The organism is Enterococcus sp. 5H (genome assembly GCF_028128615.1).
GTDB lineage: Bacteria > Bacillota > Bacilli > Lactobacillales > Enterococcaceae > Enterococcus_L.
Genome location: NZ_AMDP01000018.1, coordinates 1 through 15,398 on the forward strand (window position 1 = coordinate 1; position 15,398 = coordinate 15,398).

The following is a 15,398-nucleotide window of genomic DNA, read 5'->3' on the forward strand; positions in this document are numbered from 1 at the left end:
AATGAGCCGACCCCCAAAAGTTAGACCTGGAAATCTAACTTTTGGAGGTTTTTTTGTATGGCAAAATACAGTTTTGAATTTAAACTTAAGGTTGTCCATGACTATTTATCTGGTCAAGGAGGTACACGGTTTCTCGCAAAAAAATATGGGTTTAAAAATAGTTCTCAAATAAGGAAATGGATTAATGCCTATAAAGAACTTGGTGAAGAAGGACTACTTCGTAGTCGAAAAAGTAAGAATTACTCTGTTCAATTTAAGTTAGATGCGATAGAGTTGTATTTAACTACAGAGTTCTCCTATCAAGAAGTGGCCAATCTTCTCAAAATGAACAATCCACCATTAATTGCGAATTGGCTTAAAACATATCGGAATCTTGGTATAGATGGACTCTCCAAACAGAAAGGACGTCCACCTATAATGCCTAAGAAAAAACGAAATGAAACCCAGCCATTATTACCCAGTGAACAATCTCAATTAGATAAACTAGAAAAAGAAAATAGAATGTTAAAAATTGAGAATGCCTATTTAAAAGAATTGAGGAGGCTGCGTTTAGAGGACGAACAAAAAATGAAAGAATCGCGCGAACCATTCACAGCCTCCGAGGACACTTTCGATTAAAAGATATTTTGGAAACCCTAAGGTTTCCAAAAGCCACTTACATGTACTGGCAAAAACGCTTCGACAGAACAACTTCAACACAAATGATTGAAGAAGAAATTCAAGCGATTCGTAAGGAACATCAACATTATGGCTATAGAAGAATGACACAGGAATTGAAACGACGTGGATATCAAGTAAATAAAAAGAAAGTACAGAGATTAATTCAAAAGCTACAGTTACAAGTCAAAGCATTTACCAAGAAATCTAGGAAATATAATTCATATAAAGGAACTGTTGGGAAAGTAGCTAAAAACTTGATTCATCGAAGATTCAAAACTTCGGTCTCTCATCAAAAAATTACGACGGATACAACTGAATTTAAATACTATGAAACAGATGATGCGGGCATTCTTCGACAGAAAAAACTATATTTAGATCCGTTTATGGATATGTATAACAGTGAAATTCTAAGTTACAGCTTTTCTACTCAACCAAATGGTAAAACAGTTATGGCAGGGCTAGAAGAAGCAATTTCTCAAACAAATGATTGTCCCTATCGTCGCACCTTCCACTCTGATCAAGGCTGGGCTTATCAAATGAACACCTATATACAAACATTAAAGGATAATCGTATCTTTCAAAGTATGTCTCGGAAAGGAACCTGCTTAGATAATTCTCCTATGGAGAATTTCTTCAGTATTCTAAAGCAAGAATTGTATTATGGAAAAGTTTATCAAAGTCAAAATGAGTTACGACAAGCCATTGAGAACTATATTCATTATTACAATCATTATAGAATCAAAGAAAAACTTAACTGGAAAAGCCCAGTAGAATTTCGACATTTCAATCAAAAAACTGCATAAAAAATAGAGTGGAGAAATCCACTCTACAAAAAGTCTAACTTCTTGGGGTCACTACAGAAAGCTAATGAAAGCTTTTCTTGCCGTTTATCTGTTTATTTAGTTAAATCAATTTTTTCACTGACCCAGTAAATAATAATTCCACCCACTGACATTGAAAGTAGTTCACCAATAGCAACAGTCAGCCAAGTATAGAAAAAAGGTAGCTGATAAAAATAGGTCAATTGTCCAGCAACTGTAAACATCGAAATTGTACAGATCACAGCTGTTATGACCATTTTTTGAATTTTATTGTTAAGTCGCTTGGTGCTGTAATAGGAAATCACTAATACAACGAATGTTGAAAGACTGCCAATAACAACATCCACTAAACCTAAAGGTGAAGCGAAATTTGAAATAGCGACTCCAAGAGTTACTGCGGCAATATAGCGTTTATTGAAAATTGCCAAATAATTAAACATCTCAGAAAATCTTAACTGAATAGCACCAAAACTAAAAGGTGCCAAAAAAATAGTGACAACGATATACAGCGCAGTAATCAACGCCATTTTCGTCAAGGTTTGGACAGACCACGTATTTGTCTGCAAAGTTTGCTTATTCATTTGTATTCTCCTTTATAAAACAGGTTCTCTGTTTTAGTAATAACTATGACCAAAGGACGTGACAGAAAATGCCAACTGAAGTGTCATAGTGTGAATGACTTCACTGTTTTTTATGGTACCGAAAATTAGCGTATTTGTAAAGAAGGACACTGAAAAATAGTTATCTTTATTTTTCTAGCCAGCCACCATCGATTGTCATCACTGTTCCATGAATATAGTCAGCTTGTTCACTCGCTAGAAAAAGTGTTAAGGAAGCGACTTCTTCAGGTTGTGCCCAACGTCCGGCAGGGGTTTCAGCTGCTACCCATTGTGCCACCTTAGCATCACCGGAAAAATCTGCAGCATTCATAGGTGTTTGAATTGCACCAGGAGCAATAGCATTTGCCCGAATACCTTGTTTACTATAGTCATAATCCAACTGTTTCGTATAGCCAATAATTGCATGTTTTGAAGCTGTATAAGCAGCTCCTCCGCCTCCAGCCACTTTCCCTGCGATAGAGGCCATATTAATCACAACACCATGTTTTTGTTCTAGTAGTTGAGGAAGAACTTGATTCGTTACTAAATAAGTTCCTTTCAAATTCACAGTTAAGATCTGATCCCACAATTCTTCAGAAGTTTCCAAGGTAGGTGCGTAATCATCTAAAATACCTGCTGTATTCAGTAAAATTTGAATTGGTCCAAATAGGCTATTCGCTTTTTGAACAGCAGTTTTCAAATCAGCTTGTTTCGTAATATCACCAGTATAGCCAAAAAAACTTCCAGAAAATTGCTGCGTTTTTTTCTTTGTCTCATTCAATCCCGTTTGATTAATATCTACACCAAAAACATTGGCACCTTGTTCTACAAATGCTATAGCTTGCGCTTGACCAATACCTGAAGCGGCACCAGTAATAAAAACGGTTTTTCCTTTATATTCATCAAAATGCATAATCGTCCTCTTTTCATCCTAAAAGAAAAGACTAGTCAACTAATAAAGTTTTCTAGCCGCTTTCGAATTTAATTTTAATTAACAATTTCCCAATCTTCTGCTAAAACGTCACAAGGCGTTGGTGAAAACATACTGTAGCCTTCATCAGAAGTTTTAATTAAAAAATAAGGCGTAACTTGAAGAAATTCACCATCGGAGGTGCCGATTTCATCTCTTAATTCAATAAATAATTCAAACCCGCTCCAGCCTTTTCTAACAGCCTTCGCACCTTTTTTAATCTGAGGTAATACTTCTTCAAATGTCATCTATCTGCTCCTTTTTTGTAATAGGTATCTCATGGTAAGAACACTCGCCTTTTTCAAACGAAACTTGTCCATTTAATAATTCGACAACTTCTGCCATAAATTGTTCTGTTTTTGTTTCATCAACAAGGCAAGTAATGTTCACTTGTTCTCCGTAAATGGTGTCTTGTAACGTGTATGGGTTGATTTCCATAAAATTTTGGATTTTGCCTACATTTGGATAACTGATTGTGAGTTGGATTTCCTGTTGTAGTTTCCCCTCTACTAGCCCGATTTCAGCTAGTGCATGAGATACAGAGTGGCTGTAAGCTCGAATCAATCCTCCAGCCCCTAATTTTGTTCCGCCAAAATAACGTGTTACGACTGCAACAACATTAATTAATTCTTGTTTTTTTAAAACTTCCAGCATAGGCACACCAGCGGTTCCGCTTGGTTCACCATCATCACTACTACGTTGGATCTCGCTTTTTTCACCAATCACAAATGCACTGCAATTATGGTTAGCTTTCCAGTGTTCTTTTTTCTTTTGATTGATAAACTCCTTAGCTTCTTCTTCTGAATAGACTCGTTTTAAAGAACAAATGAACCGTGATTTCTTAATCTCGATTTCACTTTCTCCATCAGATAGAATGGTAAAATAACTTTCAAGCATTTTCTCATTCCTTTTCTAAATAGTATCTTAAGTATAAAAAAAATATGAAGCTGGTGCAACTGTTCTATAAAGTAAGTAGAGTCGTTTGCTTCTTTGATGATTTATGAGATAATGATTAAAAGTGTTTGAAATCAGTAAAGGAGTCGGTAATATGGCAAAAGAGCGACAAAAGAAATATGACAGTATTACTCACTATTTAACGACCAATGGTGGCTCGCAGGTTACACTGACCTTTACTCAATTTGACGAACTACTTTTCCCGCGCTCTGGATTACCGAAAACAGCACGGACGGAGGTTGACTGGTGGGCGAATGATCATAAACATCCAGAAAAAGGTGCTTATGGCTGGTTAAACGCTAGTTATCAAGTTGTACAAGTAAATATTAACAAAGAATATGTGGTTTTTAATAAATTATTAAAATCAAACTGGTTGTTTTAAGTATAGGTAGTTATCAAATGTGAGGGGAAAGCGTTGACAAAAGTCGAGTTTTTACTATAATAGGACTTAAATACAAACCAATCAAATGTTATCTTATAAAATAGCATAGAGGAGATGGAATAGATGGCTAAAAAAACAATCATGCTTGTTTGTTCTGCAGGAATGAGTACAAGCTTATTAGTAACAAAAATGCAAAAAGCAGCAGATGCACAAGGTTTGGAGGCAGACATTTTTGCTGTATCCGCTTCTGAAGCGGACAATAATTTAGAAAGCAAACCTGTTGATGTATTATTGTTAGGCCCGCAAGTTCGCTTTATGAAAGGCGACTTTGAAAAACGTTTAGCGCCAAAAGGCATTCCACTGGAAGTCATTAACATGGCGGATTACGGAATGATGAATGGTGAGAAAGTGTTAGAGCAAGCTTTAGGGTTAATCGGAGACAAATAACGAAGACGATTATTTGATAATGGATTATAGATTTAGAGGTTGGGACAAACACCCATAAGGGCTAAAGCCCTCACCAAACAGAATGAAAACAAAAGTGATCGACCTACATGTCATTTCCTGTCATAATAAGATAGACAGGAGTGGCTTGTAGGTCGATCACTTATTGAGGTTCTGCTCCAAGTAACCTTGAGGGACAAACTAGATCATTCTACTTATCTGCACCAATCATTAGGTCATAGAACCTGCGTATAAGAAGTGTTTAACTCCGAGAAATAAGAAGGAATTCACGGAAATTGCTCTTCGAATTTTCGTGAATTTCAGCTTATTTCCGAAGGAGTTGCTTCTGCGCCCACCGTTTATTCAGAAATTAAGAGCTTGAAACATAACTTTTTGAGTTATGTTTCAAGCTCTTAATTTCTGAATAAATCTTTTTTATTTTCCTAAAAAAATTTATTAAAAAAAGCGTAGTTTAATAGTGGAGGGGATAAATGCAAGAATTATGGGGAAGAAAAGTATTAAAGAAAGAACTTAATAATTTAGATTCAGAAGAAATAACGGGCGAAAAATTAGCTACAATGCATGAACTAAATGAAAATGAAATTCAATGTTTGCGATGCGGTCAGATCCAAATTAAAAAGGCCGTCAGGTTAGTTAATGGCACTTATTTTTGTCCAGAATGTATTCAATTAGGCAGAGTGGATACCGATCAATATTTTTATCATTTAGCTGAGCCAGCCCCAGTTAAAAGAGCTGTGCATTTTGCTTGGCAAGGCAGTCTAACAAAAGGACAAAAAGCTGTTTCAGATCAGCTGTTAGCATCTGTAAAAAGTGTAGAATCAAGAATGATTTGGGCAGTTACAGGAGCTGGTAAGACAGAAATGTTGTTTAAAACAATTCACTATTGTCTGGAATTAGGTTATCGGATAGCAATTTCTTCACCCAGAGTAGATGTTTGTTTGGAACTTTATCCGAGAATTCAAGCGGTTTTTCCAGACGAACCTATGATTTTGCTTCATGGAAAAATGGAAGAGACATATTATTATACGAAACTGTTAGTTTGTACAACACATCAATTATTGCGTTTTTTTCGAGCCTTTGATGTATTGATTATCGATGAGGTTGATGCATTTCCATTTGTAAACAATCCACTTTTACAATATGGGGTAGAAAATGCAGTTAAAGAAAAGAGTTCCCTGATTTATTTAACTGCTACGCCGACTAAAGAACTGACAAAAAAGGTTAAGTTTAAGGAGCTGGAAGCTAGTATTTTACCAGCTCGTTACCATCGAAGGCAATTGCCAGTTCCAAAAACAAAATGGTGCTATCAATGGTATCAAAAAGTTAAGAATGGACAATGTCCGAATGCTTTAATTGTAACGTTGCAATCACTACTTTCGAAAAATGATGTACTGATTTTTTGTCCAAGTATTTTATTAATGGAGCAACTAAAAGAAGCTCTTTCAAAGAAATTTCCACAAATGCCTTTAACATGTGTTCACTCTCAAGATGCAGAACGTTTAGAAAAAGTAATGAATATGCGGAAAAAAGAATATCGAATTCTTATTACTTCTACTATCTTAGAAAGAGGAGTTACTTTTGACGGTGTTTCAGTTATTGTTTTGGGTGCGAACCATAATGTTTTTATGACATCTGCTCTAGTACAAATTTCTGGTCGAGTAGACAGAAGAAAAGATTATACAGCTGGTGAAGTTTGGTTTTTACATGATGGGCACACAGTTGCTATGAGAGAAGCTATAAGTCAGATTAAACAAATGAATCTTTTAGGGAAAGAACGAGGCTTAATCGATGAAATGTAACTACTGCAGTCAAATAATTACTAAAAATTTAACACTAAAAGAAATTTTTCTAACGAAACGAATTTCAGATGAGCAACTTTGCTTACAATGTTTAAAAAAATTTCAAAAATTGTCTGAAAAAGAGTGTTGCTACGGATGTCAACGACCAGAAAAAGAAACGTATTGTCAGGATTGCTTAAGTTGGAAAAAAGCTTATCCAGATTATTTGTTTCATCATGAAACACTGTTTTCTTACAATCAAGCGATGCAAGAATGGTTTGAAGAATATAAATTTAAAGGAAATTACAACTTAAGGTTTAGTTTTGTTGAACCTTTACAACAGTATTTTAAAAATAAAAAACACTATTTAATTATTCCAATGCCGATTTCTAAAGAAAGAATGAAAGTTAGGGGATTTAATCAAGTAGAAGGTTTACTGGAAGCAGCGGGAATTCCGTATGAACCTTATTTAATCCGAATCACTGACGGTGTCTCACAAGTTAAGAAAACCAGAAAAGAAAGATTAAATTTGGTTCAGCCATTTAGCTTAACTGAGATTGGACAACAAGCAATCAAAGGACAAGAGATTCTTTTAGTGGATGATATTTATACAACGGGTCGAACAATTTTTCATGCAGCACAAGTTATCCTTGAGAATTCACCAGTAAAACTGAATACGTTTTCCCTTGCAAGATAAAAGAACAGATAAAATGAAAATTAAACCGCAATTTTGTTGGCAAAAGTCAGATAGTTCGTTATAATAGATGTAAGAAGAAGAATAACAGAGTGGTCCTCTTATTCCTTCTTTAGTGGCAGATGAAAGGGGTAATCGTTATGTTTAGATATAATGTGCGTGGAGAAAATATCGAAGTTACTGAAGCTATCCGAGACTATGTTGAGAAAAAAGTAGGTAAATTAGAACGTTATTTCAGTGATTCACCAGAAGCAACTGTTCACGTAAACCTAAAAGTCTATACTGAAAAAACAGCCAAAGTGGAGGTTACAATTCCACTACCATATTTAGTTTTACGGGCTGAAGAAACATCACCAGATTTATATGCAAGTGTTGATTTAGTTGTAGACAAATTAGAACGACAAATTCGTAAATTTAAAACAAAAATCAATCGCAAATCTCGTGAAACGGGAATGAATACAGCAAAAGCAGCTATTTTCTTAAATGGTGAAGAAACACCTGATGAAACGCCAGAATTAGACATTGTTCGTACAAAACGTCTTTCATTGAAACCAATGGACAGTGAAGAGGCCGTTTTACAAATGAACATGTTAGGACATAACTTCTTTATCTTTGAAGATTCAGAAACTAATGGAACAAGTATTGTTTATCGTCGTAAAGATGGTAAATATGGTTTAATCGAGACTGACTAAAACTAATAATTTAGAAAAATTTCTTGATTCAAATGAATAATCATCAAATTGTTATCAGGATTTATTTTTCTTCAAAAATTCGAAGCTTAAGAGACTGTAGCAAGACGGGATTCGTTTTGAAGCAGTCTCTTTCCCTTCCTATAGGGAATGTACATAAAAAATACGTAATAAATTGTTAATATTAAGATAAGTTATTTCATTTCTGCCCAACTAGTGATAAAATAAGAAGGATGATTGTGCATTTGGTACAAAAAAATAAATAGAGTTTAATTGAAAGGAACACATAAAAATATGGCGAATTTTTTAAAAAAGATGATCGAAAATGATAAAAAGGAATTAAAACGCTTGGATGGCATTGCTACTCAAGTCGAAAGTCATGCTTCAGCAATTGCTGAATTAAATGATGAGCAATTACAAGGAAAAACAGAAGAATTTAAAGCTCGTTACCAAAAAGGAGAAACACTGGATAAATTATTGCCGGAAGCTTTCGCAGTTGTTCGTGAAGCTGCTAAACGAGTGTTGGGTTTGTACCCATACCATGTTCAATTAATGGGTGGGATTGTCTTACACGATGGTAACATTCCGGAAATGAGAACAGGTGAAGGTAAAACATTGACGGCTACAATGCCCGTTTATTTAAATGCTTTGACTGGTGAAGGTGTTCACGTTGTAACGGTTAATGAATATTTGGCAACACGTGACTCAAATGAAATGGGTGAGTTATACAATTTCTTAGGCTTGACTGTTGGCCTAAATATTAACTCAAAAACATCAGAAGAAAAACGTGAAGCGTATAACTGCGACATTACTTATAGTACAAATAATGAATTAGGTTTTGACTACTTACGAGATAATATGGTAGTTTACCGTAACCAAATGGTGCAACGTCCATTGAACTATGCAATTGTGGATGAGGTCGATTCAATCTTAATTGATGAAGCTCGTACACCATTAATTATTTCTGGACAAGCTGAAAAATCAACAGCGCTATATACACGTACAGATAATTTTATTAAACGCTTAAAAGAAGAAGAAGACTATAAAATCGATGTTCAATCTAAAACAATTAGTTTAACTGAAGCTGGAATCGAAAAAGCAGAAGAAAACTTTGGATTAGAAAATCTTTATGATATTGAAAATACTGCATTGACTCACCATATGGATCAAGCTTTGCGTGCGAACTATATTATGATTCGTGATATTGACTATGTGGTTCAAGAAGGTAAAGTACTGATTGTAGACCAATTTACTGGTCGTATCATGGATGGTCGTCGTTATTCAGACGGACTTCATCAAGCAATTGAAGCCAAAGAAGGCGTTGAAATTGAAGATGAAACTAAAACAATGGCAACTATCACATTCCAGAACTATTTCCGTATGTATAAAAAATTAGCCGGAATGACTGGTACTGCTAAAACCGAAGAAGAAGAATTTCGTGAAATTTATAATATCCAAGTGTTCCAAATCCCAACAAACCGTCCAATTATTCGTGATGACCGTGCTGATTTGCTTTATCCAACATTGCAAAGCAAATTTAAAGCTGTAGTTCAAGATATTAAAGAACGCTATCATAATGGACAGCCAGTTCTTGTTGGTACAGTAGCAGTTGAAACATCTGAATTGCTTTCAGAACTTCTAAATAAAGAAAAAGTTCCACATGAAGTTTTAAATGCGAAAAACCATTTTAAAGAGGCTGAAATTATCATGAATGCTGGTCAAAAAGGCGCAGTAACAATTGCAACCAACATGGCCGGTCGTGGTACTGATATTAAGCTTGGTCTTGGTGTTATTGAACTTGGTGGATTAGCTGTTATTGGTACAGAACGTCATGAGTCTCGTCGTATTGATAATCAGTTGCGCGGACGCGCTGGACGTCAAGGTGATGCTGGGGTTTCTCAATTCTATCTATCACTTGAAGATGACTTAATGAAACGTTTTGGATCTGAACGAATCAAGGCTTTCTTGGATCGTATGAATATTGAAGAAGCAGATGCTGTAATTCAAAGCAAAATGTTAACTAAACAAGTTGAATCTGCTCAAAAACGTGTTGAAGGAAATAACTATGATACACGTAAGAACGTATTACAATACGATGATGTTATGCGTGAACAACGTGAAGTTATTTATGCCCAACGTCAAGAAGTAATCATGGAAGAAACTGAATTATCAGAAACACTACTAAATATGGTAAAACGCACAATTTCACGTGTAGTTGACAGCCATACACAATTAGAAAAAGAAAACTGGAATCTTGAAGGAATTGTTGATTTTGCTGCTTCAACTTTAGTTCACGAAGACTCAATTTCTAAAGCCGATATCGAAGGTAAAACACCTGAAGAAATCAAAGATTATTTGATGAAACGCGGACAAGAAGTTTACGATGCAAAAGTTGAGCAATTAAATGGACCCGAACAAATTCTTGAGTTCCAAAAAGTTGTTATCTTACGTGTGGTTGATACAAAATGGACAGATCACATTGATGCAATGGATCAATTACGTCAATCTGTTGGCTTACGTGCTTATGGACAAAATAATCCATTAGTTGAGTATCAAACAGAAGGCTATAATATGTTTGAGGAAATGGTCGGTGCAATTGAATATGAAGTAACACGTCTATTCATGAAATCGGAAATTCGTCAAAATGTTCAACGCGAGCAAGTAGCACAAGGTGAAGCGAGTCATCCATCAGATGAAGATGAGTCTCAAAGTAATCCAACTGCTAAACAAAAACCAGTACATGTTGACAATAAAGTTGGACGCAATGATCCTTGTCCATGCGGCAGTGGTAAAAAATATAAAAACTGTCACGGCAAAGATATGTAATAACAAATCAAGGTGGGGCGCTCGTCTCACCTTCGTTTGTTGTCCAATGAAGCAACAATTTGAAAGGATGAACATTCATGGAAAATGCTGAAATTCGAACAATGCTGGATGAAATGAATCAAACAATTACAAGTTTCAGGGGGTCTCTTTGACTTAGACCAATTAGAAGAAGATATCGCGGAAGCTGAAAATAGAATGGCTGAACCAGGCTTTTGGGATAATGCTGAAACAGCCCAGCAATTAATTAATGAAACGAATATTCATAAAGAAAAATATCAACAATTTCATCAATTTTCAGATGAGTTGGAAGAATTAGAAATTATGAATGAAATGCAGCAAGAAGAATATGATGCTGATACGCAAACTGAATTAGAGGAGCGATTGGTAGCATTAAAAGAAAAGCTTAGTATCTATGAGCTTTCATTATTGTTGAATGAACCATACGATAAAAATAATGTTATTATGGAACTCCATCCAGGCGCTGGCGGTACAGAATCGCAAGACTGGGGCAGTATGTTGCTGCGTATGTATACAAGATGGGCTGAAGGGCACGGGTTTCAAGTTGAAACACTAGATTATCAAGCAGGTGATGAGGCTGGAATTAAAAGTGTAACTTTGCTGATTAAAGGCTATAATGCTTATGGCTATTTAAAATCAGAAAAAGGTGTCCACCGTTTAGTTCGAATTTCTCCTTTTGATTCAGCTAAACGCCGTCATACATCTTTTTGTTCTGTTGATATTATGCCGGAATTAGATGAAAATGTAGCGATTGACATTAATACGGATGATTTGAAAATCGATACTTATCGTGCAAGCGGTGCTGGAGGGCAACATATCAATAAAACAGAATCAGCTGTTCGAATTACCCATTTACCAACAGGGACTGTCGTTGCTAGTCAAGCTCAACGTTCCCAACTTAAAAACCGTGAACAAGCCATGGGTATGCTAAAGGCGAAACTTTATCAGCTAGAAATGGACAAAAAAGCCCAAGAAGCAGCATCGTTACGTGGTGAGCAGCTTGAAATTGGCTGGGGTTCACAAATTCGTTCTTACGTATTTCATCCATATTCAATGGTTAAAGATCATCGAACGAATTACGAAACGGGTAATGTTCAAGCCGTGATGGATGGAGATTTAGATGGATTTATTGATGCTTATTTAAAGAAACAATTAAAATAAGCAATTCATATAAATGAAACAAAATTGTAAACTGTTGAAAGAGCCTTGAAACAAAGTCATGTTATAATGATTGATAGTCTAGAAAACAGAGATGGAGAGAATGCGCCATGATTGAAATGAAAGATGTAATGAAAAAATATTCGAACGGCACCACTGCTATTCGGAATATTTCCGTAGAAATAAACCAAGGTGAATTCGTTTATGTTGTTGGACCTTCAGGTGCCGGAAAATCGACATTCATTAAATTAATGTACAGAGAAGAAAAAGCAACTAAAGGTCGTTTGAAAGTTGCAAGTCATGATTTGATAAAAATAAAGAATTCTGAAGTACCTTACTTAAGAAGAGAAATTGGAATCGTCTTTCAGGATTATAAATTATTGACGAAAAAAACGGTTTATGAAAATGTTGCTTATGCCATGCAAGTTATTGGCCGTAAGCCAAGAGATATTAAAAAAAGAGTAATGGAAGTTCTTGATTTAGTTGGTTTAAAACATAAAGTCCGTGTTTTTCCAAGTGAATTATCTGGTGGGGAACAACAACGTGTATCAATTGCTCGTGCAATTGTAAATACACCAAAAGTTCTGATCGCAGATGAACCGACTGGAAACCTTGACCCGGAAAACTCATGGGAAATCATGAAACTTCTGGACCGTATTAATGCGCAAGGAACAACAGTTGTAATGGCAACACATAATAGTACGATTGTAAACACGATTCGTCATCGTGTAATTGCCATCGAAAATGGTCGGATTATTCGAGACCAAGCGGAAGGGGAATACGGCTACGATGATTAGAACGTTTTTTACTCACGTCCTAGAAAGTATTAAAAGTTTAAAGCGTAACGGATGGATGACAGTTGCGTCAGCCAGTGCGGTTACAATTACTTTAGTCCTTGTTGGGATCTTTATGGCGGTAATTTTCAATGCAACAAAATTAGCACAAGATATTGAAGAAAATGTTACTGTGTCAGTCTTTGTAGATATTGGTACTACGCCAGAAGAAATGCAAACTTTAGAAAAAGAACTAAACAAACTTGATAATGTAGAAACAATTTCTTATTCAAATAAAGATCAACAATTAAAGAAAATCCAAAAACAAATGGGTGAAGCATGGAATCTGTTTGAAGGTGACAGCAACCCATTGTATGATGTATATTATGTAAGTGCAAAAGAACCTTCAGATACGAAAGAAATCTCTGAAAAAGCTGGGAAATTACCGAATGTGTTTAAAGCAGATTACGGTGGTGTATCCTCAGATAAAATTTTCAGTATTGCAGCAAAAGTTAGAACTTGGGGATTAGGAGCAGCGATCTTACTATTGTTTGTGGCAGTCTTCTTGATTTCCAACACAATTCGTATTACAATCCTTTCACGCCAAAGAGAAATTCAAATTATGCGATTAGTTGGTGCTAAAAATGGTTATATCCGTTGGCCTTTCTTTATTGAAGGTGCTTGGATTGGCTTGATTGGATCGATTATACCTATTTTGCTGCTAACATTTGGGTATCAAAAATTCTATAGTTTATTTAACCCACAGTTACTACGTTCAAATTATTCATTGCTGAAACCTGATTCATTTATTTGGCAAATGGATATCTTAATGGTTGTTATTGGAATGACAATCGGTTCTTTAGGTTCGGTTATTTCAATGAGACGTTTCTTAAAAATTTAAGTTTAAATACAAGTGCTGTTTTATACGAGCGTTTGTCTAAATTACAATAGGGAGGTAAAACTAAAAATAGTTTTATCTCCCTATTTTCTTTACATATTTTCGTAAGTTGGTTATGCTTTACAAGGGATAGGTGAATGAAGTGATTGGGGTGAACGAATGAAATTTTTATATGAAAATGTATTTGTCATTATTTTTATAGCTAATATGCTATTATCCTTGATTATTGTCTTTCGAGAACGCAAACAAACGGCACAAACATGGTCGTGGTTGCTGGTCTTGATGTTTATACCAGTTTTAGGATTTATTCTTTACATTTTCTTAGGACGGGGTATTTCTAAAGATAAGATTTTTGATATGAAAATGCAAGCTAAAATTGGGATGAATGCTGAAATAGAATCAGAAAAACAATCGTTATTGAGAGGGTTATTTCCGCATCCGCCAACAGGAGAAGTTGATCCTAAACAGCTAATCTATATGCTGACAGTTTTTGAAAGTTCGTTGTATACTACCAATAATGAAGTTCTTTTATATACTGATGGGCGAGAAAAATTTGACGGCTTAATCGAAGATATTCGCCAAGCTGAGGATCATGTTCATATGGAATATTACATTTATCGTGGGGATACATTAGGTAAAGAAATTCGTCAAGAACTTATTAATGCAGTTAAGCGTGGCGTTAGAGTACGTCTTCTCTTAGATGCTTGGGGTTCAACTCAAGTAAATATGAAATTTTTTGAAGAATTGAAAAGATTCGGCGGAGAAATTGCTTTTTTCTTCCCATTATTTGTCCCTTATTTAAACCCTAGAATTAATTATCGCAATCATCGGAAAATAGTGGTGATTGATGGCAAAATTGGCTATACTGGCGGATTTAATGTTGGTGATGAGTATTTAGGCGGGGTTGAAAAATTTGGGTACTGGCGAGATAATCATTTGCGAATTCATGGTGAGGCTGTTTATAGTTTGCAGAATCGCTTCCTGATGGATTGGAATTCTCAGCATCGAAACGAATTAAGTTATGATGCAGCCTATTTTCCTAAAATATCATCTGAAGGGAAAAAAGCCGTTCAAGTGGTGACTAGCGGCCCAGATTCAGAGCATGAACAAATTAAAATGACCTATTTAAAAATGATTTCAATTGCTAAAAAGGAAATTTTAATTCAAACGCCATATTATATACCGGATGCTTCTATTCACGAAGCACTAAAATTAGCGTTGTTATCCGGTGTTAAAGTTCGGATGCAAATCCCTAATAAACCAGACCATATCTTGGTTTATTGGGCGACCTATTCTTTTTCAGCAGAACTACTTGAATACGGTGCGATTATTGAAACCTATGAACATGGATTTATTCATGCTAAAACGATGATTATTGATGGCGGCATTGTGTCAGTTGGCTCAGCTAATATTGATGTGCGTTCTTTCCGACTGGATTTTGAAGTAAACACTATTATTTACGATCAAGCTTTTTCAGAAGAAGTTAGAAATGCGTTTTATGAAGATTCCAAAGTTTCCGAGTTACTAACAGAAGAAAAATATCGTAATCGTGGTGTGATGATTAAGCTAAAAGAAGGATTAGCTCGTTTAATTTCACCATTATTGTAAGCTAACAGGTAAAAAAAGCTAACTTATAATAGTACTTGAGGAAGTGCTTTTATAAGTTTTTTGTTATTTTATTACAAAAAATGACTGCGATTCGAAACTTATAAT

General features: G+C 35.3%; 14 protein-coding genes and 1 pseudogene. 11 read left to right on the forward strand and 4 right to left on the reverse strand.

What is annotated here, in order from left to right; genetic code table 11:
• The first annotated feature begins 57 nt into the window (after positions 1 to 57).
• A pseudogene (locus C240_RS04840) lies at positions 58 to 1,463 on the forward strand (IS3 family transposase).
• Positions 1,464 to 1,555: 92 nt separating this feature from the next.
• Here C240_RS04840 and C240_RS04845 read toward each other — a convergent pair.
• The 4 genes from C240_RS04845 to C240_RS04860 form a co-directional block, all read right to left on the reverse strand.
• Positions 1,556 to 2,062, reverse strand: coding sequence for a QueT transporter family protein (locus C240_RS04845; RefSeq protein WP_271491768.1), 507 nt, complete (start codon positions 2,060 to 2,062; stop codon positions 1,556 to 1,558).
• A gap of 166 nt (positions 2,063 to 2,228) precedes the next feature.
• Entirely contained in the window at positions 2,229 to 2,993 is a 765-nt protein-coding gene (locus C240_RS04850; RefSeq protein WP_271491770.1) for a 3-oxoacyl-ACP reductase, read from the reverse strand.
• Between the two features lie 74 nt (positions 2,994 to 3,067).
• A complete protein-coding gene (locus C240_RS04855; RefSeq protein WP_271491772.1) occupies positions 3,068 to 3,298 on the reverse strand; it encodes a DUF2829 domain-containing protein in 231 nt (76 codons plus the stop codon).
• Positions 3,288 to 3,947 (reverse strand): YigZ family protein, encoded by a 660-nt coding sequence (locus C240_RS04860; RefSeq protein ID WP_271491775.1) that lies wholly within the window; start codon positions 3,945 to 3,947, stop codon positions 3,288 to 3,290. The genes C240_RS04855 and C240_RS04860 overlap by 11 nt, the downstream gene beginning before the upstream one ends.
• Positions 3,948 to 4,098: 151 nt before the next feature.
• Here C240_RS04860 and C240_RS04865 point away from each other — a divergent pair, with 151 nt between their 5' ends.
• From C240_RS04865 to cls, 10 genes are all read left to right on the forward strand, one after another.
• Positions 4,099 to 4,386, forward strand: a complete 288-nt coding sequence (locus C240_RS04865) for a DUF7662 domain-containing protein (RefSeq protein ID WP_271491777.1) — start codon at positions 4,099 to 4,101, stop codon at positions 4,384 to 4,386.
• A gap of 123 nt (positions 4,387 to 4,509) precedes the next feature.
• Positions 4,510 to 4,833 (forward strand): PTS sugar transporter subunit IIB, encoded by a 324-nt coding sequence (locus C240_RS04870; protein ID WP_271491780.1) that lies wholly within the window; start codon positions 4,510 to 4,512, stop codon positions 4,831 to 4,833.
• 488 nt (positions 4,834 to 5,321) lie between these two features.
• Positions 5,322 to 6,650 (forward strand): DEAD/DEAH box helicase, encoded by a 1,329-nt coding sequence (locus tag C240_RS04875; RefSeq protein WP_271491783.1) that lies wholly within the window; start codon positions 5,322 to 5,324, stop codon positions 6,648 to 6,650.
• A complete protein-coding gene (locus C240_RS04880; protein WP_271491786.1) occupies positions 6,640 to 7,326 on the forward strand; it encodes a ComF family protein in 687 nt (228 codons plus the stop codon). Before C240_RS04875 ends, C240_RS04880 begins: the two co-directional genes overlap by 11 nt.
• 137 nt (positions 7,327 to 7,463) lie before the next feature.
• Positions 7,464 to 8,015 carry a ribosome hibernation-promoting factor, HPF/YfiA family gene (gene hpf / locus C240_RS04885; RefSeq protein WP_010760772.1) on the forward strand — a complete coding sequence of 184 codons (552 nt, stop codon included), beginning with the start codon at positions 7,464 to 7,466 and terminating at the stop codon, positions 8,013 to 8,015.
• Between the two features lie 291 nt (positions 8,016 to 8,306).
• Complete coding sequence (gene secA / locus C240_RS04890; protein ID WP_271491794.1) at positions 8,307 to 10,838, forward strand: preprotein translocase subunit SecA; 2,532 nt, start codon at positions 8,307 to 8,309, stop codon at positions 10,836 to 10,838.
• A gap of 77 nt (positions 10,839 to 10,915) precedes the next feature.
• A protein-coding gene (gene prfB, locus C240_RS04895) for a peptide chain release factor 2 (protein WP_271491796.1) occupies positions 10,916 to 12,017 on the forward strand; the annotation gives its coding sequence in 2 pieces (ribosomal slippage) (positions 10,916 to 10,987 and positions 10,989 to 12,017; 1,101 coding nt in all).
• A gap of 107 nt (positions 12,018 to 12,124) precedes the next feature.
• Entirely contained in the window at positions 12,125 to 12,811 is a 687-nt protein-coding gene (ftsE, locus tag C240_RS04900) for a cell division ATP-binding protein FtsE (RefSeq protein WP_271491797.1), read from the forward strand.
• Entirely contained in the window at positions 12,804 to 13,688 is an 885-nt protein-coding gene (gene ftsX / locus C240_RS04905; RefSeq protein WP_271491798.1) for a permease-like cell division protein FtsX, read from the forward strand. Before ftsE ends, ftsX begins: the two co-directional genes overlap by 8 nt.
• A gap of 156 nt (positions 13,689 to 13,844) precedes the next feature.
• Complete coding sequence (gene cls, locus C240_RS04910) at positions 13,845 to 15,293, forward strand: cardiolipin synthase (protein WP_271491800.1); 1,449 nt, start codon at positions 13,845 to 13,847, stop codon at positions 15,291 to 15,293.
• Positions 15,294 to 15,398: the final 105 nt, after the last annotated feature.